Below are 19,321 nucleotides of genomic sequence, written 5' to 3'. Positions count from 1 at the left end.
CGGTCTGAGGACGGTGCCCGGGCCTGACTCCGCGGAGAGCCGGCTGCCGGCGCTGCTGAACGGCGCGTCGGCCGTGGTGACGCCCTCGCCGTGGTGGCGTCGCGGTGCGGTGTCCTCGGCCGTCGGAGCCGTGGGCCTCTTCTCGGCCGACGTCGCAGGCTCAGGAGACGTCTGGGGCGTCGGCGGCGCGGCTCTGGTGGCCCTCGCGGTCGGGCTCGCACACCGGGGCCGGCCGCCGCGCCGCCGCTACCCGCACCTGGGACGGGCGCTGGCCGCGTGGCGGTCGGCCGGGGCGACCCCGGCCCAGCTGGAGATCCTCGACGAGGCGCACCGGATCCGAGCCCTGACCCCGCCGGTCGGCTACCGCGACCGGCGGACGGTGATCAACCCGCTGGCCGACGCGTTCGCCGTCTTCACCTCACCCGCCTGGCGTGACCCGTGGCTGGCGGACCACCAGCTCACCATCGACCCCGTCGCCGAGGCTGCGGAGGTCATCGACCACGTCCATCGGGTCACCGCCCTGCTGGCCGAGGTGCGGGCTGCGGCAGCCACCGTTCCGCCGCGCTCGGCCGCCCGCCGGACCTACACCGACTACGAGCGGGCGCTGCTGGGCGCGCTCGACGACGGGCTGCGTCGGGCCCGGGCCCTCAGCGCCTACCGCGGTGAGGTCGCCCGACTGGCCCGGCTGCTCGAGGTCTCACGGGCCCTGCCGCAGGCCGAGGCGTTCGCCGACCGGGTGCTGGACGTGGTCTCGGAGTCGGCCCGCCAGGACCTCGCCGCCCGGCACCTCGACGACAGCCGGGTGCAGCTGCGCGAGCTCGAGTCCGGCCTGCGCGAGATCACCGACCTGCTGACGACCACCCCCGAGCTGCCGGTCGCCCCGCGCCGCCCCCAGTGATTCTGTCCGTGCTCACTGCCATGGTGGGGACCACGACGATCGGAGGAAGCACATGACGGCCGTGGGCTGGCAGCTGGTGATCGACGCGCGCGACCCGCACTCGCTGGCGGACTTCTGGGCGGCGGCGCTCCGAGCCGAGGTGGAGGACAACCACGAGCTGGTCGAGAGCGTCCTCGCGGCCGGGCACGCCCAGCCGGCGGACACGGTGCGACACCGCGGCCGGCTGAGCTGGCGGGACCTGACCGCCGTCCGGGGGGCCGGGCCGCGGATCCTGCTGCAGCGGGTTCCCGAGGACAAGGCGGTCAAGAACCGGCTGCACCTGGACCTCAACGTGGGCTCGGAGCAGCTGCGCAGCGAGGTCGACCGGTTGGTCGCTCTGGGTGCGACCGAGGGCCGGGAGTGGCGGGAACCGGGCGGCCACTGGATCGCGATGACCGACCCGGAGGGCAACGAGTTCGACGTCCAGTGACGGCGGCGGGCCCGGGGGCCGCCTCGGACCTGAGCTTCGCCGGACCCCCGCCAAGTGGCTCTCACACCTCCGGCCGCCTACGGTGTCCGGGTGAACCCGCCCGACGCCTCTCCGTTCCGACCCGACCTCTGGTCTCCCGTCCCGGGCTTCGAGCTGACCGACGTCACCTACCACCGCGCGGTGGACGCGCCCGTCGTCCGGGTCGCCTTCGACCGTCCGGAGGTGCGCAACGCCTTCCGCCCGCACACCGTCGACGAGCTCTACCGGGTGCTCGACCACGCCCGGATGTCCTCTGATGTGGGTGCGGTGCTGCTGACCGGCAACGGCCCCTCACCGAAGGACGGCGGCTGGGCCTTCTGCAGTGGCGGGGACCAGCGGATCCGTGGCCGCTCCGGCTACACCTACGCCGAGGACGAGGCTCCGGAGGAGGTGGACCCCGGCCGCCTGGGCCGCCTGCACATCCTGGAGGTGCAGCGGCTGATCCGGTTCATGCCGAAGGTGGTGATCGCCCTGGTCAACGGCTGGGCGGCGGGCGGCGGCCACAGCCTGCACGTGGTCTGCGACCTGACGCTGGCCAGCGCCGAGCACGGCCGGTTCAAGCAGACCGACGCCGACGTCGGCTCCTTCGACGCCGGCTTCGGCTCGGCGTACCTGGCGCGCCAGGTCGGCCAGAAGGTGGCGCGCGAGATCTTCTTCCTGGGCGGCGAGCACGACGCAGCCGACGCCTTCCGGATGGGGATGGTCAACCGGGTCGTCCCGCACGCCGAGCTCGAGGACGCCGGCCTGGCCTGGGCCCGCACCATCTGCGCCAAGAGCCCCACGGCCATCCGGATGCTGAAGTTCGCCCTGAACGCCGTCGACGACGGCCTGGTCGGCCAGCAGGTCTTCGCCGGCGAGACGACCCGGCTCGCCTACATGACCGACGAGGCCGCCGAGGGGCGGGACGCCTTCCTGGAGAAGAGGACGCCGGACTGGTCGGCGTTCCCCTACTACTACTGACCGGCCGGCAGGCCTTTCCCCAGCTACCGAGCCGCCGGAAGCCGGATCACGAAGATGCCGCGTCGAAGCGGCCTTCCTCCGGCCGGTAGGCGGCGACGTGGGACCGGTGGGCGCGGACGGCGGCCTGGACGCGCCGTTCCAGGGAGAGCTTGGTGAAGATCACCGACACCTGGCGGGAGATCGTGTCGTCGGCGATGTCGAGCTCTGCGGCGATCTCGCGGTTGGTCCGACCGGCCACCGCCAGGTCGAGGATCAGCTGCTCGCGGTCGGACAGCCTGCTTCCCGGGCGCTCGGTCCGCGGCGGCGGCGTCCAGGTGGCGCGCGCCGGCGTGGGGCGAACGATGCCGCGCAGCCGGTCCAGCAGCGCTCCGGTGGCGACCGGATCGAGCAGGGACTCCCCACGAGCCGCCCGCCGGATGCTCTCCACGATGGTCGGACCCTGGATCTGCTTGATCAGGTAGCCGGCCGCGCCGGCCAGCACCGCGGCCAGGTGCGCTTCCTCGTCGTCGTGAGAGGTCAGCATCAGGCAGGTGGTCGCGGGGTAGCGGGACCGGATCTCCCGCCCCACGTCGATGCCGTTGCCGTCGGGCAGGCCGATGTCCAGCAGCGCCAGGTCGGGCTTGGCGTCCGGGAGCCGGTGCATCGCCTCGGCGGCGGTGCTGGCCTCGCCCACGATGGTGATGTCGGAGGTGGCATTGAGCAGCCCGGCCAGACCGAGGTGGACGAAGGCGTGGTCGTCGAGGACGAACACGCCGACCGGCGTCGGGATCGTCGGGCTGGAGCTGTCGTCCACTGCGCCTCGCTCACGGGTTCTCATCAACGGTGCTCTGATGCTCCCCCAAGGCCTGCCCGCCCATGATGTCACAGGGCTCTGCCGGTCGGACCTGGGTTGGTCGCCCTCCGGGCCAGACTGCGGTGGTTACTGGGCGACGCCGTAGAGCCGGTCCCCGGCGTCGCCGAGCCCGGGGACGATGTAGCCGACGTCGTTCAGCCGCTCGTCCAGCCCGGCTAGCACGAGGGTGCAGGGGGCCGCGAGGCCGTCGAGCAGCTCGGTCAGCCGAGCGATGCCCTCGGGTGCGGCGATCAGGCAGATGCAGGTGATGTGGTCGGCTCCGCGACCCACCAGGAACTGCACCGCGGCCGCGAGGGTGCCGCCCGTCGCGAGCATCGGGTCGAGGACGTAGCACTGGCGACCGGAGAGGTCCTCGGGCAGCCGCTCGGCGTAGGTGGTCGCCTCGAGGGTCTCCTCGTTGCGCACCATCCCCAGGAAACCGACCTCGGCGGTGGGGATGAGCCGGGTCATGCCCTCGAGCATCCCGAGCCCGGCCCGCAGGATCGGCACCACCAGCGGTCGCGGCTGGGACAACCGGACCCCGACGGCCGGCGCCAGCGGGGTCTGGACGGCGTACTCGGTCACCCGGACCTCGCGCGTCGCCTCGTAGGCCAACAGCGTGACCAGCTCTTCGGTCAGCCGGCGGAACGTGGGTGAGTCGGTGGCCTGGTCACGCAGCACGGTCAGCTTGTGCGCGACGAGCGGGTGTTCGACGATGCGGAGGTCCACGGGAGGAACGTTAGCGAGCCCTACCCCCGGTGCCTATCGGTGTCGTGCGCACGGCGAGACTCTGACACGATGGGGCCGCGGCGGTCAGCCGGCGTCAGTGGTTGGTCAGCGTGGAGGAGGCGGCATGTCGGACTTCGACGACGACGAGTACGAGTCCTTCGACGCGGACGGCGCCGGTCAGCAGACCGGGCCGGCGACCACCCCCCTGCTGGACGTGCATCCCGACGACGCGGACGACGACACCGACGAGGACGACGAGGACGACCTCGAGGACGCGGCCGAGGACGAGATCGACTTCGTGATCTCGGCCCACCGCGAGGACGGCCAGCCGCTCGTCCAGGCCCTGGCCGCAGACCTGGCCAACGACCTCGAGGAGCTGATCGTCCAGCTCCGCCGGCTGCCCGGCGACGCGGGCGCCCTCGGCTTCGTCAGCCTGGTGGAAGAGGTCTTCGTCATCGTGCGGGTGCGCGGGCAGCACGTGCAGGTGCTGCTGAACGACGGGGCGGCGGCCGGCGACTGGCCGATCGCGCGTGACGTGGCCGACCTGCTCGGGGAGGACATCCCCGATGAGGACGAGTCCGAGCCGATGGGCGACCTCGCCATCCTGGCCGACCTGGGGATGAGTGAGCTCGACCTGAGCTCCCTGGTGGACGACCTGGACCTCGGCAGTGACCAGGTGCTGATCGAGATCGCCGACAAGATCAACCTCAACCCCCAGTTCCAGCGGGTGGCCGAGCTCGCCTTCCGCTCCTGAGCGGCCCCGGGCCCCGGGGTGAGGTGGTCGTGAGCGTCTGGTCCGAGCCGATGCGACGGGCCCTCGAGCTGGGTCGGCAGGCTGAGCGGCACGGCGACGTACCCGTCGGTGCGGTGCTGCTGGACTCCGACGGCATCGTCGTCGCCGAGGCCGGCAACGAGCGGGAGCTGACCGGGGACCCGACCGCCCACGCCGAGGTGCTGGCGTTGCGGCGGGCCGCGGAGGTGCTGGGGGAGTGGCGGCTCACCGGCTGCACCCTGGTCGTGACGCTCGAGCCCTGCACGATGTGCGCCGGGGCCCTGGTGCTGGCCCGGGTCTCGCGTCTGGTCTTCGGGGCCTACGACCCCAAGGCCGGGGCGGTCGCCTCCCTCTTCGACGTGGTCCGCGACCGCCGCCTCAACCACGCCGTCGACGTCCGGGGCGGGATCATGGCGGCTGAGTGCGGCGCTCTGCTGCGCGACTTCTTCGCCGCACGCTGAGCCTGGCTCGCCGCTCCCCGAGCCGGTCTCGCCTGTCTCCTGAGCCGGTCGAAGGGCACCCAACCGATTCGTCGGATACCCCCTCAGCCCGGTAATCTCTTCCGCGGTGGCGTGTCTGAGCGGCCTAAAGAGCGCGCCTCGAAAGCGCGTGAGGGTAAAACCTCCGAGAGTTCAAATCTCTCCGCCACCGCCAGCTGCTGAGAGCGGGCCCTGACTGCGGTCGGGGCCCGTTCCGCGTCCCTGGGAGGCCGGCCCTCGGCTCGCGTTTCCTCCTGGCAACATCCCTCGGGGACAATCAACCGCATGATCGACCTCGACCGCATCCTCCTGGTGAGCGCGGTGGTGGTGATCGTGGCGATCGTCGCGGCGCGATTCGGCTCGCGGCTCGGCCTGCCGTCCCTGCTGCTGTTCCTGGCGTTGGGCATGGTGCTCGGCGAGTCGGGGTTCGGCATCCACTTCGGCGACGCCGACCTGGCCCGGGCCCTCGGCTTCGGCGCGCTGGTGGTGATCCTGGCCGAGGGAGGCCTGACCACCAAGTGGGCCGACATCCGCTCCTCGACGGTGCTGGCCACCGTGCTGGCCACCGTGGGGATCGGCATCAGCGTCGCTCTGATGACCCTGTTCGGCCACTACGTGCTGGGCCTCGACCTGTGGATCGCCGTCCTGCTCGGGGCGGTGACCTCGCCGACGGACGCGGCGGCGGTGTTCTCGGTACTGCGGCACGTCCCGATCCCGCAGCGGCTACGCGGGGTGCTGGAGGCCGAGTCCGGCCTCAACGACGCCCCCACGGTGCTGCTGGTCGGACTGGCCAGCGGGGTCGCTCTCGGGGAGACGACCTCGGGCGGCGTCCCCGGGATCGTCGGGCTGATCCTGCTGGAGCTGGTCGCCGGTCTGGCCATCGGGGTGGGTCTGGGCTGGGTGGGCGTCCAGCTGCTGCGCCGCGTGGCCCTGCCCTCCTCCGGCCTGTACCCGTTGGCCGCTCTGGTCTGGGCGATCTTCGCCTACGGGGTGGGCGCCGAGGCGCACACCAGCGGGTTCGCGGCGGTCTACGCCTGCGCGCTGATGCTGGGCAACGCCCAGCTGCCGCACCGGGCGGCGACCCGCTCGTTCGTGGAGGGGATCGGCTGGATCGCCCAGATCGGGCTCTTCGTGATGCTCGGCCTGCTGGCGTTTCCCGAACGCGTCTCGCTACGGGCGGCGGTGGTCGGCGTGCTGGCCGGGCTCTTCCTCACCTTCGTGGCCCGACCGCTCTCGGTCTTCGCCTCGGCGGTCTGGTTCCGCGTGCCGCTGCGACAGCAGGCGTTCCTCTCCTGGGCGGGCCTGCGCGGTGCGGTCCCGATCGTGCTGGCCACCATCCCGCTGTCCGAGGCCGTACCGGGCGCGACCTTCCTCTTCGACGTCGTGCTGGTGTTCGTGGTCGTCTTCACCTGTCTCCAGGGACCGACGCTTCCCTTCGTGGCACGCCGGCTCGGGCTGCTGGACGAGCAGGCGCCGTCCGACGTCGAGATGGAAGTGGCCCCGCTGGACCGGATCTCGGCCGACCTGCTGCAGGTGCGCATCCCGCAGGGGTCCCTGCTGGCCGGGGTGGAGATCGGGGAGCTGCGGCTGCCGGTGAACACCGTGGTCACGCTGGTCATCCGGGCCGAGACACCCTTCAACCCGGCACCCCGGGAACGGATCCGGGTGGGCGACGAGCTGCTGGTGGTCACGCCGGCGGCCTCCCGCGAGCTCACCGAGGAGCGGTTGCGGGCCGTCGGACGCGGCGGTCGGCTGGCCGGGTGGCGCGAGGGCCGCGGTCGTCGCTGACCCTGCGCGCACGTTCGTCCGGCCTCAGCCGCCGGCGGCCGACGGCGTCGCGCTGGCCTGCGCCGGCAGGCAGACGGTGCTCGTCTTCACCGTGTAGGTCGTCTTCGCGCTCTTGCGGAAGCCGCCGTAGTCGTTGCCGACCAGCACCTCCACGGAACGGTCCGGCCGCTTGTCGGCCCGGACCACGGCGTCCTTGAAGAAGCCCTTGACCAGCAGCACCTCGGGGTTCTTGACCCCGGCACCGACGATCACGGTCTTCTGGATCTTCTCGCCGGTGTTGCCGGTCTGCGCCACCTTGAAGCCGCGGTCCCGCAGCGAGCGGCCGACGTCGCCGGCCAGCCCGCGCTTGTCGCCGCCGTTGTAGACGTTCACCGTCACCTGGCTCGTCTTCAGCAGGCCCTTGGCGACCGGCTGGTTGACGCATGGTGTGGGCGGTGCCGGCGGGACCGTGCGGATGACGTTCGTCCACCCCCACCAGGCCCCGTAGCCGAGGATCGCGAGCAGGACCAGCAGCGTGAAGGGCGTGCGGACAGCGCGCAAGATGCGACCGACCAACGCTCCTCCTTGTGCGGTGTCCTGGCTCGTGGGCGGAGGCCCGTAGCCGGGCTCGACGTCCCGGCCCGGCGTGAGACTACCGGCGCGAGACTACCGGGCGAGCGACCTACTTCAGGTCAAGCACCCGCGCGTGCATGGTCTGGCGCTGCTGCAGGGCCGCGCGGAGCGCGCGGTGCAGGCCGTCCTCGAGGTAGAGGTCGCCACGCCAGGACACGACGTGGGCGAAGAGGTCGCCGTAGAAGGTCGAGTCCTCCTCCAGCAGGGCCTCGAGGTCGAGGGTGCGCTTCGTGGTGACGAGGGAGTCCAGGCGGACCTGGTGCGGTGCGATCGCTGCCCACTGCTTCTGCACGTATCCGTGGTCGGGGTACGGGCGGACGTCACCCACACGCTTGAAAATCACGGTGCCACTGTAGTCAGCAGCGCCTCGTCGCCGCAGTCCGACGTCGTTACGATTCGAGCATGACCTCGCCCACCGCCACCCCGCCCGCTGCGACGCCCGCCGACGCTGTGCCGTCGCCGGAGGTCCAGCTGATCGCGAAGGGCTACACCTTCGACGAGCCGGCGATCGAGCTGGGCGTGGTGATGGCCGACGACGCGCCCGTCCCCTCGGCCGTGGTCCGGATCCCGCTGTCGATGCTCAACCGGCACGGCCTGGTCGCCGGGGCCACCGGCACGGGCAAGACCAAGACCCTGCAGCTGATGGCCGAGCAGATCTCCGCGGCCGGGGTGCCGGTGTTCGCCGCCGACATCAAGGGTGACCTCTCCGGGCTGGCCTCGCCGGGTCAACCCAGCGACAAGCTGACCGCCCGGACGCAGAAGATCGGGCAGCAGTGGCAGCCGACGGCGTGCCCGGTCGAGTTCTACGCCCTCGGCGGCGAGGGGCTCGGGGTGCCGCTACGGGCGACCATGAGCTCGTTCGGGCCGGTGCTGCTGTCGAAGGTGCTCGGTCTGAACGCCGTCCAGGAGTCCTCGCTCGGCCTCGTGTTCCACTACGCCGACACCGCGGGCCTGCCGCTGCTGGACCTCGCCGACCTGCGGGCCGTGCTGACCCACCTGACCAGCGACGAGGGCAAGGCCGAGCTCAAGGACATCGGCGGCCTGAGTGCGGCCACCGTCGGGGTGATCCTGCGGGCCCTGGTCACCTTCGCCAGCCAGGGCGCCGAGAGCTTCTTCGGCGAGCCGGAGTTCGACACCAAGGACCTGCTGCGCACCGCCGCCGACGGGCGCGGCGTGGTGTCCATGCTCGAGCTGCCGAACTTGGCGGACCGGCCGGCGGTCTTCTCGACCTTCTTGATGTGGCTGCTGGCCGACCTCTTCCACGAGCTGCCCGAGGTCGGCGACGTGGACCTCCCCAAGCTGGTGTTCTTCTTCGACGAGGCCCACCTGCTGTTCCACGACGCGTCCAAGGCGTTCCTCGACGCGATCGCCCAGACCGTCCGGCTGATCCGCTCCAAGGGGGTCGGCATCTTCTTCGTCACCCAGACCCCCAAGGACGTCCCGGACGACGTCCTCGCCCAGCTGGGCTCGCGGGTGCAGCACCAGCTGCGCGCGCACACGCCGAACGACGCGAAGGCCCTGAAGCAGACGGTCGCGACCTTCCCGAAGTCGGACTACGACCTGGCCGAGGTGCTGCAGCAGCTCGGCATCGGTGAGGCGATCGTCACGGTGATGGACCCCGACGGCGCCCCGACGCCGGTGGCCTGGACGCGGATGCGGGCGCCTCAGTCGCTGATGGCGCCGACCCCGGAGGACGCCATGCGCTCGGGGATCGCAGCGTCGGCTCTGATGAGCCGCTACGGCCAGGCGGTGGACCGGGACTCCGCGCAGGAGATGCTGGCCCGCAAGCTGGAGGCCGGTGCCGCGACCGCCGCAGCCGAGCAGCAGGCCAAGGAGGCGAGCGAGCGGGACGCCGCCGAGGCCCAGCGTCAGGCTCAGGAGGACCGCGCCCGGGACGAGCCGCGTAGCTCGCGGGCACCGTCGCGCCGGGCGGAGAAGAGTGTCGTGCAGGAGGTCGTCGGCTCCACGGTGTTCAAGCAGTTCGCCCGCAGCGCCGGCCGCGAGATCGTGCGCGGACTGTTCGGAGCCGCGCGCCGACGGTGACCCCGCCGGCGCGCGTGCCCGTGCTGCCCCGGCTGTTCGCCGGGCCGTGCTGCGTCAGACCTGGAGCGACTTGGCTTCGTCGATCCAGCCGGCGACCTGCTTCTCCGAGAGGCCGACGACGCTGCCGTGCCGCTCGGCGATCATCTTGGTGAGCGAGGCCGGGTTGCGGTGGCTGAGCTCCTTGATCGAGTCGACCCCGATGGCCTCCAGCATCTCGGTGTGCTTCGGCCCGATCCCGTTGAGCTTGTAGAGGTCGTTCTCCTGGGCTGCCGTCACGGCGACTCCTTCGTCTGGTCGATGTTACTTCTGTTCGCAATGTAAGCCCGCGCTCAACCGCTGTCCACGGAAACGCGCAGGCCTGCCTGACCGGCTCCTCGGTGCCGGTCAGGCGGGGGTCCGCTGCGGCCGGACGAGGGCGAGCAGCCGCCGTGCGGCCAGGGTCCGGCCGGTCCTCGGTCGCCGGCTGGTGGCCCTGACGGCTTGCAGGTGGGCCGAGCGCTCGGCGGCTTCGCGGCTGGTAGCGAGCGAAACGGAGCCCGGTGGGAGGTGCAGCTCGGTGAGCAACACCTGGGAGTAGGCGTACATGGCGGTTCCTTGTCTGAGCGAAAGGGCCTGGGTCTGAGCGAAAGGGCCTGGGTCTGAGCGAAAGGGCCTGGGCGAAGGGTGGTGAGGACTGCCGTCAGGCGTGACGGCGGGCGCGACCGACCGGCGGCCGGTCAGGGGCGGATCGGGAAGGGGTGGATCGGGAGGGGGTGGATCGGGAGGGGGTGGATCGGGAGGGGACGCACGGGTCCCCGATGAGCGCGAAGGCTCAGGCAGCGCCACCGGAGCGGGGGGCCGCTCCGCGGAGGTCGGCGATGATCATGATGATGATCATGATCGGGTCGGCGAAGATCATCTTCGACACGGGCGGGCACCCCCTCTCGGGCTGGTCGGCAGGCTTGGACCTGTGGCGGTCCGGCACGGTCAACGCTAGGTTCGACCGCCGCGCCGCCGCAACTGGTTTTCCTGCATGGGCTGGGAGTTCAGGCGCGCTTGGGTCGGCTGACCCGGTCGAGGAAGCCCCGCAGCAGGGCCTCGCGGACGGCCAGCGGAGCGACGTCCAGCAGGGCGTTCACCAGGGCCATCCGCCGGGGTAGGGCCGGCCCGTCGGGGCCAGCCAGCCCGGCCAGCTGCAGCAGGGTGTCGAAGCCGGCGTCATCGAGCGTGCCCGGGTCGAGCGAGGTCAGGGCGGCGGTCAGCTGCGGGTCGACGGTGACCGGCCCGGCAGCCGCCGCGGCGATGACGGAGGAGCGCAGGGCGTCGAGGAACTCCGGCAGCCGCGGCACGGTGGCTGCGCTGACCGACAGGTGCAGGCTGGCCGGGAACGGGCCGAAGCGCAGCTGGGGCTGGGCGTACCAGCCGCGGGACAGCAGCTCGTCGGCCACCGTGAAGACGTCGACCGCAGCGTCGGCGGTCAGGGCGACCAGGCTGGACTCGGGCGGGAACAGCAGCCGCAGGTGCTCGACCCCCTCGATCCCGGCCACCAGTGCCGCCACCCCGTCCCGGACCTGGCGGGCCAGCGTGGCGTAGCCGTCGTCGCCGATGAAGCGGGTCACCGCCCAGGCCGCGGCCAGCGGACCCCCGGACTTCGTCGACTGCAGCGTCGAGTTGAGCATCGTGTAGCCCGGCCAGGCGGCGCTGGCGAAGAACTGGGGCCGTCGCAGCTCGGCGGTGCGGTGCAGCAGCACCGAGACGCCCTTCGGTGTGTAGGCGTACTTGTGCAGGTCGACCGACACGCTGGTCACGCCGGGGACGTCGAACGCGAAGGGGCGCCGACCGGGCTCGTCTCGGCGCAGGTAGGGCAGCAGCCAGCCGCCGATGCAGGCGTCGACGTGGCAGCGGACGCCACGGGCCGCCGCGGCTGCCGCGATCTCCGGCACCGGGTCGACGACACCGTGGGCGTAGGAAGGAGCGGAGGCGACGACGACCACGGTGTCGGCGGTGATCGCGTCCGCCATCGCCGGGGCGGCGGCGCGTCCGGTCGTCGGGTCGACGTCGACGAAGACCGGCCGGACTCCGAAGTAGTGGGCCGCCTTGTGGAAGGAGGCGTGCGCCGAGGTGGGCAGCACCATGGCGGGTCGCGCGACGTCGGGCCGGGCGTCCCGCGCCGTCTGCACCGCGAGCAGCAACGACTCCGTGCCCCCGCTGGTCACGGTGCCGACCGTGCCGGGCGGGCCGGAGAGCAGGTCAGCGGCCATCCCGACCAGGTCGGACTCCATCGCCAGCAGCGACGGGAACGCGGTCGGGTCGAGCCCGTTGGTGCCGCCGTACGCGGCAAGCGCTTCCCGGCCCAGCGCGTCCGCCTCGGCCAGGCCGGAGTCGTAGACGTAGGCCAGCGTCCGGCCGCCGGCGGTCGGCAGGTCGGAGCGGCGTAGTTCCTCGAGCGCGGCCCGGATCTCCTCGGCGGTCACAGCATCTCCAGGGCGGCAGTCGGTCGAGGCGCGGGCTGGCCCGCGCCGTACCGGCGCAGCGCCAGCAGGCTGAGCAGGATCAACGCCGCCGGCACCACGGAGAAGCCCACGGTGATCGCGAGGTCCGCGCTCGCGGGCTGGTCCACGGCCGGGGCACCGCTCCGGGTCGAGACGTACCCGCCGGCGGCCAGCAGCGCCGCCAGCACCGCCGGACCCAGCGCCAGGCCGAGCGTCTCGCCGGCGGTCCAGACGCCGGTGAGCACGCCCACCCGGTTCTCACCCGTCCGGGCTGCGTCGTCGGCGGCGGTGTCGGGCAGCATGGCGAGTGGGAAGAGCTGGCAGCCGGCGTAGCCCGCGCCCGCCAGCGCGGTCAGCACGAAGACCACCCCGACATCGACCCGGCCGGCGCTCAACAGACCGAGCGCCGCGCCGGCCAGGAGCAGCGAGGACGCGTAGTAGCCGACCTTCTTGCCCGCGCGCCCGGCGATCCGCTGCCACAGTGGGGTGACCAGCAGCGCCGGTCCGACGAAGCAGGCGAACAGGACCGCGGAGGCGCCGGGCCGGTCGAGCACCTCCCGGGCCAGGTAGTCGACGGCGGCCAGCATGCAGCCGATGGCCAGGGCCTGGAGGACGAAGGTGGTCGCCAGGGCGCGGAAGTCCCCGACGCCGAGTGCCAGTCGCAGCTGCGTGGCGAGGCCGCCGGCCGGTGCGGGAACGACCCGGACGGCCGCCCCGGCCGTCCCGTGCCAGGCACCCAACGCGCCGACCACGATCAGCACCGCCACCGCGACCGCCATGGCGCGATAGCCGGCGACGCCGCCGACCGCGTTCCGGATCAACGGTGCCGTGGCGCCGCTGGCCAGGATCGCGACGGCCAGGACGGCCACCCGCCAGGTGAGCAGGGTGGTCCGCTCACCCGGGTCGTCGGTGAGCTCGGCGGGCAGCGCGACGTAGGGCACCTGGAAGACCGAGTACGCCACGGCGCAGAGCGCGAAGGCGACCACGACCCAGCCGACCGCGAGCCCGGAGGGCCGCTGCGGGCCGGAGAACAGCAGCACGAAGGCGACGGCCAGCGCCAGTCCGCCCACCAGCAGGAACGGCCGCCGGCCCCGCCGGGTCGCGTAGGTGTCGCTGACCCGGCCGGTGAGCGGGTTGAGGACGATGTCGAGGACCTTGGGCAGGAAGACCACGAGCCCCGCGGCGACGGCCGCGACGCCCAGGGTGTCGGTCAGGTAGGGCAGGAGCAGCAGCCCCGGGACGGTGCCGAACGAGCCTGTGGCGACACCGCCCAGCGCATACCCGAACCGGAGTCGTCGAGGAAGGCCGCTCACGACACCATTGTGGCCCGCCGCCGTCGTGGCTGAGGGCGGTGCGGGCCCTCGGGTGGTCAGCCGTGGTGGTGGGGCAAGGGCAGCAGCCGGGAGAAGACGGTGACCGTCAGCGCCGCGACCGCCACGTGCATGACCATCAGGCCGGCGACGGCACCCCAGGTCGCCACGCCGCCGACCCCGAGCAGCACGTCCGGTACGAGCGAGACGACCAGCACGACCGGGGCGAGCACCCGGATCAGCCCGCGGGGGTGACGCGCCCGCCGCCGGACGATGGACCATCCGGCCGCGCCGATGACGGAGGCCAGCAGGATGATCACGAGCAGGGCGGGCAGCTGGTACTGCATGGTGCCGGCCGGGACGCCGAGGGCGATGGCCAGTCGCCCGATCAGGAAGGCGACCAGGGTCGAGACCACCACGTTGACCACGACAGCCACCGCGACGGATCCGACCCCGGACCGACTGGTGCTCGTCGAGGCGTGGTGAGTTGCGGCGGACAGACTGTCGGAGCTGGCGGCCATGAGATTCCTTCGACGGTAGGTTCGGTTTACTTGATGCTGCAACCAAAATAGGCCGTAATACTTGCACCGTCAAGGATCAAATAGGATGGCAGCATGGATGACGTCCGCTGGCTCGAGCCCGAGGAGCTGCGGGCCTGGATCATGCTGGCGAAGCTGCTGTTCCTGATGCCGTCGGCGCTGGACGGTCAGCTGACCCGCGACGCCGACCTGAACATGGGCGACTACATGGTGCTGGCGATCCTCTCCAACGAGCCCGGTCCGGCCCTGCGGATGAGCGAGCTGGCGGTGCGGGCCGGCTGCTCGCAGTCGCGGCTGTCCCGCATCGTCGGCCGGCTGGAGCGCGCCGACCTCGTCCAACGCACGATGTCGCCCGACGACCGGCGGGTGGTCATGGCCGAGCTGACCGAGACCGGGGTCCGGAGGATCGCGGCGGCCGCACCCGGTCATCTGCGGGAAGTGCGTCGGCTGGTGTTCGACCGGCTGAGCGACGAGCAGGTGCAGATGCTCGCCGAGGTCGGTGAGGCGCTGCTGGGTCAGGATGCGCTCCCGCCACCTCCTCGCTCACCGAAGTGACGTGGCGGCTGGCGGTGCCTGCGCCGCTCCTGGAGTCACAGCGGCGCTACTTCGGCGAGTCCGGTCGGTGCTGGGTCGACGCTCTGCCCGCGTTGGCCGCGGAGCGCCTCGCGGCGTGGTCCCTGCGGCCGGACGGCGACCCCCGTGTCGGGGCGGTGGCGCTGGTGCTGCCGGTGCTGCGGGCAGACGGCACGAAGGCTGCCCTCAAGCTGCAGCCCGTGGACGAGGAGACCGTCGGCGAGCCGGACGCGCTCCGCCGTTGGGCCGGGCTGGGTGCCGTCGCCCTGCTGGAGCACGATCCGGTGTCCGGCTCGATACTGCTGGAGCGGCTGAACGCGGAGCGCTCGTTGGCCGCCGTCACCGACGACCTGGCCGCGCTGTCGGTGATCGCCGGTCTGCTGCGGTCGTTCCACACCGTGCAGGCGCCCGCCGGCCTGCGGCGGCTGGCGGACCTCACGGCGACGATGCTGGGCGACCTGCCGGCTCTGCTGCCGCGGCTGACCGACCCGGACGAGCGTGCACTGCTCACCCGGAGCGCCGACCGGGTGCGGGAGCTGCTGGCCGAGCCCGTCGCGGACCGCCTGCTGCACTGGGACCTGCACTACGACAACGTGCTGGCCGTGCTCGACGCGGACGCCGGCGCGCGGGCAACTGAACCCCGGGCCTGGCGGGCGATCGACCCGAAGCCGCTCTCCGGCGACCCGGGCTTCGACCTGCTGCCGGCGCTGTGGAACCGCTGGGACGACGTGGTGGCCACCGGGGATGTGGCCGGAGCCGTGGGGCGACGCTTCGACCTGATGGTGGAGGTGCTCGAGCTGGACCCGGGCCGCGCCCGTACCTGGACCCTCGCCCGGGTGTTGCAGAACGCGCGGTGGGAGCTCGCCTCGGTCCGGTCCTCCCAGCTGGTCTCGTCCCACCGGGTGATCGCTGAGGCTCTGCTGAGATAGGTCCGACCCGGCTGGTAGTCCTCGCAGGCCGGGGGCCGTCCGGGCAGCAGGGGGTGCCCTCGATGGCGGCTCGGTGGGCACCCGGGGCAGCCTTCCCCTCGCTAACGTGGCCCGGGTGCATCACCTGTCGGCGGGTCGGGCCGAGGTGCTCGTCGACCGTCCGCCTCCGCGGCCGCCCCGCTCCTCGTTGACCCGGGCGCAGTCGGCCGTGCTCGACCTCCAGCAGAGCGCCGGGAACCGGGCCACCTCGCAGGCCTTCGCCGCGCCGGAGGCCATCACCGTGTCGCGGGCCCCGCTGACGGCAGCGGAGAAGGCGCAGGATCTCAGCTCGGCCCGTTACGCCGGTCAGCCTGCTCTCGAGGCGGCCTACGACGACTCCCCGATGCTGTCCCAGGGCGCCCGCGGAACCGGCGTCGCCGCGGTGCAGCAGGGACTCGTCGACGCCGGGTTCCCGATGCCCGTCTCGACGTCGTCCGGCAAGCCCGACGGCGTCTTCGGCTCCGAGACCGCCGCCACCGTCCGGGCCTTCCAGAGTCGCAACGGCCTGGTGCCCGACGGGCTGGTGGGCCGCAAGACGATGGGTCGGCTCGACGAGCTGGCCGGAGGGAAGGCGGCTGGGCAGCCGGAGATCGTCAACGACGAGGCGTCCCTCGGCAAGCACGTCGCCGACGAGATGACCCGGGTGAACCAGGACGCGTCCTTCGGGCCCGACAAGGGGGTCTGGTACGACTACAACTACTTCGCCGAGCACCAGAAGGACCCGGCGACCTACCCGTGGAACGACGACTGGCGCAGCGGGCTCGCCAGCCCGGCGCACTTCGACCGGACCGGTTGGATGGACTGGAAGCTCAAGCCGGGGCAGAGCGCGTCCGCCGCCATCCAGGCGTGGCTGCACGGGCTCACCATCGCGGAGTGCCTGACGGCCATCGTGGCCATCGAGATCGACACGGTGCGCGCCGCGGTCGGCGACACCGAGTTCGACCGTCGGTACGGCCAGGCCGGTGGTGGCGCGGCGGAGGGAGCGTTGCGCGTCCACGCCGGAACCGAGGGCACGCCCGTGGCCGGCTCGCTGACCTCCAACGCCGTCTCCGGGGCGTTCGGCAAGCGCGACCTCAAGCTGGGCGACTGGGTCTACTTCTACAACCACCCCCGCTACCTGCTGAAGCACCCCGGCGGCGCGTGGCAGGGCGAGAACGCGGTCTACACCGGCGACGATGCCGCGGGCCAGCAGCTCTTCACCGGACTGGGTGCGGCCGGCAAGACCGAAGCCGGGATGCTGACGGAGATGGTGGGCGCCTACGGCGGTGCCCGCGACGGCGCCGACTACGTCGCCCTGCTCGACACCTACGCCGCCGACAAGCCCGAGGTGGTCGCTCCGACCCGGCAGTACCTCGACCACGACGACGCCTACACCCAGGGGCTCTACCAGAAGTACCTCTCGAGCATTCCGGCGAAGTACCGCGAGGACGGCGGCGAGTTCCCCGACACCTGCACCAGCCAGGACATCCTGGACGCACCGCCGTATGAGCTGAACGGCACCACGCGCACGGGCGGCTTCACCGGCACCGCTAACCGGCTCGACCCTGCCAAGGTGAAGCCATGAGTGAGCTGTCGATGGCCGCGGCGCTCGTCGCGGTCCACCGTCGGCGCCCGCCACGGGTCGAGCTGGCGGTCACCCTGGAGCTGGCCAACGACGGTCCGGGACCGCGCTGGCTGCTGCTCCCGGACACGCTGGCGACGCCTCCACGCGAGCCGGCTGACCAGGTGGTGACGCTCGCCGGGTGGCTGCTGGGCGAGTACCGGACGATCCCCCTGCTGCGCGCCACGGCCGATCATGGCTGGTATGCCGTGCTGGTGCCGCCGCGGTCCGGGCTGACCGTGGTCGGGCTGCCACTCGGCTGGTGGGGGGCCCTGCCGAACGCGGTCACGGTCACAGCTCTCAGCGTCACCGACCTGCTGGTCGGGGGCGCGCCGGTGCTGGCGGCGCTGGGTCTGCCAGGGCCCACCACGGCTGATCGTGCGGGGAACGCGGAGGTGCTGACCGATCCGGGCGCGGTGGTCGGCGCGGTCGCCGGTGCGCCTGCCGAGCCTCTGGGTGTGAGCTGGGGGAGGGCTCAGCCGCTGACCGCACGGCTGGCGCTGGGGACCACCGGCTGACGAGGGTCCGTTGGACTGGCGGAGGACACGAGCTTCAGGGACGGTGCCGAACGCCGACAACGGAGACCAGAACTGAGACCGTTCTGGAGCGCGTTGTTTCCGGGCGTCGCCTGGCGACGAGACTGTCAGCTCATGGCGACAACATGACCCTCGGCTGGGTCGGTCACCGGAGGTCGTCGGTCTCGGTGTCCTCGTCGACCCACTCGAGCGTCCGACTGACAGCCTTCGCCCAGTTGCGGTGCAGCCGGTCGCGCTCGGCTACGGCCATGTGCGGGGTCCAGCGGCGGCCCTCGGCCCAGTTCTCCTTGATCTCGGCCTGGCTGTCCCAGAAGCCGACGGCCAGCCCGGCGGCGTAGGCGGCGCCGAGGGCCGTGGTCTCGGTCACCTGCGGACGAATGACGTCGACCCCTAGCTGGTCGGCCTGGAACTGCATCAGGAGCTCGTTGGCGACCATGCCGCCGTCGACCTTGAGCTCGCTGAGGGGACGACCGACGTCGGCGTTCATCGCTTCGACGACGTCCCGGGTCTGGTAGGCCACCGACTCCAGGACCGCCCGGCACAGGTGGGCCCGGGTGACGAAGCGGGTCAGGCCCACCAGGGCACCTCGGGCGTCGGCGCGCCAGTGCGGCGCGAAGAGGCCGGAGAAGGCCGGCACGATATAGGCGCCGCCGTTGTCCTCGACCTGGCGCGCGTAGGTCTCGACGTCGGCGGTGCGCTCGATCAGCCCGAGGCTGTCGCGGATCCACTGGACCAGTGAGCCGGTGACCGCGATCGAGCCCTCCAGCGCATAGACGGGATCGGCCTCGCCGATCCGGTAGCAGACCGTGGTCAGCAGACCGTGCTGGCTGCGGACCGGCGTCGTCCCGGTGTTGAGCAGCAGGAAGCTGCCGGTACCGAACGTGCTCTTGGCGCTGCCCGGCTCGAAGCACGCCTGGCCGAAGGTGGCGGCCTGCTGGTCACCGAGGATTCCCGCGATCGGCACGCCGGCCAGCAGACCGTCGGCCCGCCCGTGGCCGTACACCTCCGCCGACGACCTGATCTCGGGCAGCATGGCCAGCGGGATGCCGAGCTCGGCGCAGATGTCGGCGTTCCACTCCAGCGTGTCGATGTTCATCAGCAGGGTGCGGGAGGCGTTGGTGACGTCGGTGACGTGGATCCCGCCGTCCGGCCCGCCGGTCATGTTCCAGAGCAGCCAGGTGTCGATGGTGCCCATCAGGAGGTCGCCGGAAGCTGCCCGCTCCCGGGCCCCGTCGACGTGGTCCAGGATCCAGGCGACCTTCGGGCCGGTGAAGTAGGTGGCCAGCGGCAGGCCGGTCTGCTGCTTGAAGCGGTCGGCTCCGCCGTCGCGGCCGAGCCTCTCGACCATGGACTTGGTCCGCGTGTCCTGCCAGACGATGGCGTGGTGCACCGGTTGGCCGGTGTGACGGTCCCAGACCACGGCGGTCTCGCGCTGGTTCGTGATCCCGACGGCCGCGACTGCCCGGGCCGGGATGTCGCCCGACGCCAGAGCTTGAGCAACCACCTCGCGGACGTTGGTCCAGATCCGGATCGGGTCGTGCTCGACCCAACCGGCACGCGGGAACAGCTGCTCGTGCTCCACCTGACCGGTGGAGACGATCTGTCCGGCGTGGTCGAAGACGATCGCCCGGGTGCTGGTGGTGCCCTGGTCGATCGCCATCACGTAGCGCGCAGTGCTCATCATCGAGTTCTCCCTGGTATCG

Annotated in this window: 21 protein-coding genes and 1 tRNA gene; 12 read left to right on the top strand and 10 right to left on the bottom strand. The window is 72.1% G+C overall.

Annotated elements, in window-relative coordinates; translation table 11 throughout:
* The first annotated feature begins 13 nt into the window (after positions 1-13).
* The 3 genes from ACFE7W_RS18515 (at position 14) to ACFE7W_RS18505 (ending at position 2,366) form a co-directional block, all read left to right on the top strand.
* Positions 14-898 (top strand): hypothetical protein, encoded by an 885-nt coding sequence (locus ACFE7W_RS18515; protein ID WP_375426301.1) that lies wholly within the window; start codon positions 14-16, stop codon positions 896-898.
* Positions 899-950: 52 nt separating this feature from the next.
* Positions 951-1,367, top strand: coding sequence for a VOC family protein (locus ACFE7W_RS18510; protein WP_375426300.1), 417 nt, complete (start codon positions 951-953; stop codon positions 1,365-1,367).
* A gap of 90 nt (positions 1,368-1,457) precedes the next feature.
* Positions 1,458-2,366, top strand: a complete 909-nt coding sequence (locus tag ACFE7W_RS18505; protein WP_375426299.1) for a 1,4-dihydroxy-2-naphthoyl-CoA synthase — start codon at positions 1,458-1,460, stop codon at positions 2,364-2,366.
* A 46-nt stretch (positions 2,367-2,412) separates the two neighbouring features.
* On the opposite strand, the gene ACFE7W_RS18500 is transcribed toward ACFE7W_RS18505, so the two are convergent.
* On the bottom strand, positions 2,413-3,159 hold the full coding sequence (locus ACFE7W_RS18500) for a response regulator (protein WP_375426298.1): 747 nt from the start codon (positions 3,157-3,159) through the stop codon (positions 2,413-2,415).
* A gap of 126 nt (positions 3,160-3,285) precedes the next feature.
* The gene (upp, locus tag ACFE7W_RS18495; RefSeq protein WP_375426297.1) at positions 3,286-3,927 is read right to left on the bottom strand and encodes a uracil phosphoribosyltransferase; all 642 of its coding nucleotides are present in this window, start codon (positions 3,925-3,927) and stop codon (positions 3,286-3,288) included.
* A gap of 124 nt (positions 3,928-4,051) precedes the next feature.
* Between upp and ACFE7W_RS18490 the strand changes: the two genes are divergently transcribed.
* From ACFE7W_RS18490 to ACFE7W_RS18475, 4 genes are all read left to right on the top strand, one after another.
* On the top strand, positions 4,052-4,681 hold the full coding sequence (locus ACFE7W_RS18490; protein ID WP_375426296.1) for a tRNA adenosine deaminase-associated protein: 630 nt from the start codon (positions 4,052-4,054) through the stop codon (positions 4,679-4,681).
* A gap of 29 nt (positions 4,682-4,710) precedes the next feature.
* Positions 4,711-5,160, top strand: coding sequence for a tRNA adenosine(34) deaminase TadA (gene tadA / locus ACFE7W_RS18485; RefSeq protein ID WP_375426295.1), 450 nt, complete (start codon positions 4,711-4,713; stop codon positions 5,158-5,160).
* A gap of 105 nt (positions 5,161-5,265) precedes the next feature.
* Positions 5,266-5,353: transfer RNA gene (locus tag ACFE7W_RS18480), tRNA-Ser, on the top strand.
* Positions 5,354-5,454: 101 nt separating this feature from the next.
* Entirely contained in the window at positions 5,455-6,966 is a 1,512-nt protein-coding gene (locus ACFE7W_RS18475; RefSeq protein WP_375426320.1) for a potassium/proton antiporter, read from the top strand.
* Between the two features lie 24 nt (positions 6,967-6,990).
* Here ACFE7W_RS18475 and ACFE7W_RS18470 read toward each other — a convergent pair whose 3' ends face one another.
* Both ACFE7W_RS18470 and ACFE7W_RS18465 read right to left on the bottom strand, forming a co-directional pair.
* Positions 6,991-7,521 (bottom strand): LytR C-terminal domain-containing protein, encoded by a 531-nt coding sequence (locus ACFE7W_RS18470; RefSeq protein WP_375426294.1) that lies wholly within the window; start codon positions 7,519-7,521, stop codon positions 6,991-6,993.
* A 106-nt stretch (positions 7,522-7,627) separates the two neighbouring features.
* Positions 7,628-7,921 carry a type II toxin-antitoxin system VapB family antitoxin gene (locus tag ACFE7W_RS18465; protein ID WP_375426293.1) on the bottom strand — a complete coding sequence of 98 codons (294 nt, stop codon included), beginning with the start codon at positions 7,919-7,921 and terminating at the stop codon, positions 7,628-7,630.
* Between the two features lie 59 nt (positions 7,922-7,980).
* Between ACFE7W_RS18465 and ACFE7W_RS18460 the strand changes: the two genes are divergently transcribed.
* Positions 7,981-9,621 carry a helicase HerA-like domain-containing protein gene (locus ACFE7W_RS18460; protein ID WP_375426292.1) on the top strand — a complete coding sequence of 547 codons (1,641 nt, stop codon included), beginning with the start codon at positions 7,981-7,983 and terminating at the stop codon, positions 9,619-9,621.
* A 54-nt stretch (positions 9,622-9,675) separates the two neighbouring features.
* Here ACFE7W_RS18460 and ACFE7W_RS18455 read toward each other — a convergent pair whose 3' ends face one another.
* The 5 genes from ACFE7W_RS18455 to ACFE7W_RS18435 all read right to left on the bottom strand — a co-directional run bounded on the left by ACFE7W_RS18455 (position 9,676) and on the right by ACFE7W_RS18435 (position 13,923).
* The gene (locus ACFE7W_RS18455; protein ID WP_375426291.1) at positions 9,676-9,897 is read right to left on the bottom strand and encodes a DUF4332 domain-containing protein; all 222 of its coding nucleotides are present in this window, start codon (positions 9,895-9,897) and stop codon (positions 9,676-9,678) included.
* Positions 9,898-10,005: 108 nt separating this feature from the next.
* Complete coding sequence (locus ACFE7W_RS18450) at positions 10,006-10,206, bottom strand: hypothetical protein (protein ID WP_375426290.1); 201 nt, start codon at positions 10,204-10,206, stop codon at positions 10,006-10,008.
* Positions 10,207-10,646: 440 nt separating this feature from the next.
* Positions 10,647-12,074, bottom strand: a complete 1,428-nt coding sequence (locus tag ACFE7W_RS18445) for a pyridoxal phosphate-dependent decarboxylase family protein (protein WP_375426289.1) — start codon at positions 12,072-12,074, stop codon at positions 10,647-10,649.
* Positions 12,071-13,405, bottom strand: coding sequence for an MFS transporter (locus tag ACFE7W_RS18440; RefSeq protein ID WP_375426288.1), 1,335 nt, complete (start codon positions 13,403-13,405; stop codon positions 12,071-12,073). Before ACFE7W_RS18440 ends, ACFE7W_RS18445 begins: the two co-directional genes overlap by 4 nt.
* Before the next feature lie 56 nt (positions 13,406-13,461).
* Complete coding sequence (locus ACFE7W_RS18435; RefSeq protein WP_375426287.1) at positions 13,462-13,923, bottom strand: DUF6069 family protein; 462 nt, start codon at positions 13,921-13,923, stop codon at positions 13,462-13,464.
* Between the two features lie 93 nt (positions 13,924-14,016).
* Here ACFE7W_RS18435 and ACFE7W_RS18430 point away from each other — a divergent pair, with 93 nt between their 5' ends.
* The 4 genes from ACFE7W_RS18430 to ACFE7W_RS18415 all read left to right on the top strand — a co-directional run bounded on the left by ACFE7W_RS18430 (position 14,017) and on the right by ACFE7W_RS18415 (position 17,600).
* Entirely contained in the window at positions 14,017-14,496 is a 480-nt protein-coding gene (locus ACFE7W_RS18430) for a MarR family winged helix-turn-helix transcriptional regulator (protein ID WP_375426286.1), read from the top strand.
* Positions 14,493-15,443, top strand: a complete 951-nt coding sequence (locus ACFE7W_RS18425) for an aminoglycoside phosphotransferase family protein (protein WP_375426285.1) — start codon at positions 14,493-14,495, stop codon at positions 15,441-15,443. Before ACFE7W_RS18430 ends, ACFE7W_RS18425 begins: the two co-directional genes overlap by 4 nt.
* Positions 15,444-15,549: 106 nt before the next feature.
* A complete protein-coding gene (locus ACFE7W_RS18420) occupies positions 15,550-17,046 on the top strand; it encodes a peptidoglycan-binding protein (RefSeq protein WP_375426284.1) in 1,497 nt (498 codons plus the stop codon).
* On the top strand, positions 17,043-17,600 hold the full coding sequence (locus ACFE7W_RS18415; RefSeq protein WP_375426283.1) for a hypothetical protein: 558 nt from the start codon (positions 17,043-17,045) through the stop codon (positions 17,598-17,600). The genes ACFE7W_RS18420 and ACFE7W_RS18415 overlap by 4 nt, the downstream gene beginning before the upstream one ends.
* 163 nt (positions 17,601-17,763) lie before the next feature.
* On the opposite strand, the gene glpK is transcribed toward ACFE7W_RS18415, so the two are convergent.
* Complete coding sequence (gene glpK, locus ACFE7W_RS18410) at positions 17,764-19,299, bottom strand: glycerol kinase GlpK (protein WP_375426282.1); 1,536 nt, start codon at positions 19,297-19,299, stop codon at positions 17,764-17,766.
* Positions 19,300-19,321 lie beyond the last annotated feature (22 nt).

The sequence above is a fragment of the uncultured Friedmanniella sp. genome (assembly GCF_964244285.1).
Lineage (GTDB): Bacteria > Actinomycetota > Actinomycetes > Propionibacteriales > Propionibacteriaceae > Microlunatus.
This window is presented reverse-complemented; position numbering and strand designations above follow the sequence as displayed.

What these genes read in the sequence shown, in the direction of transcription:
- ACFE7W_RS18510 (WP_375426300.1), top strand. Translation starts at nt 951, where the DNA reads ATGACGGCCGTGGGCTGGCAGCTGGTGATCGACGCGCGCGACCCGCAC.
- ACFE7W_RS18490 (WP_375426296.1), top strand. Translation starts at nt 4,052, where the DNA reads ATGTCGGACTTCGACGACGACGAGTACGAGTCCTTCGACGCGGACGGC.
- ACFE7W_RS18460 (WP_375426292.1), top strand. Translation starts at nt 7,981, where the DNA reads ATGACCTCGCCCACCGCCACCCCGCCCGCTGCGACGCCCGCCGACGCT.
- ACFE7W_RS18450 (WP_375426290.1), bottom strand. Translation starts at nt 10,206, where the DNA reads ATGTACGCCTACTCCCAGGTGTTGCTCACCGAGCTGCACCTCCCACCG.
- ACFE7W_RS18435 (WP_375426287.1), bottom strand. Translation starts at nt 13,923, where the DNA reads ATGGCCGCCAGCTCCGACAGTCTGTCCGCCGCAACTCACCACGCCTCG.
- ACFE7W_RS18430 (WP_375426286.1), top strand. Translation starts at nt 14,017, where the DNA reads ATGGATGACGTCCGCTGGCTCGAGCCCGAGGAGCTGCGGGCCTGGATC.
- ACFE7W_RS18415 (WP_375426283.1), top strand. Translation starts at nt 17,043, where the DNA reads ATGAGTGAGCTGTCGATGGCCGCGGCGCTCGTCGCGGTCCACCGTCGG.
- glpK (WP_375426282.1), bottom strand. Translation starts at nt 19,299, where the DNA reads ATGAGCACTGCGCGCTACGTGATGGCGATCGACCAGGGCACCACCAGC.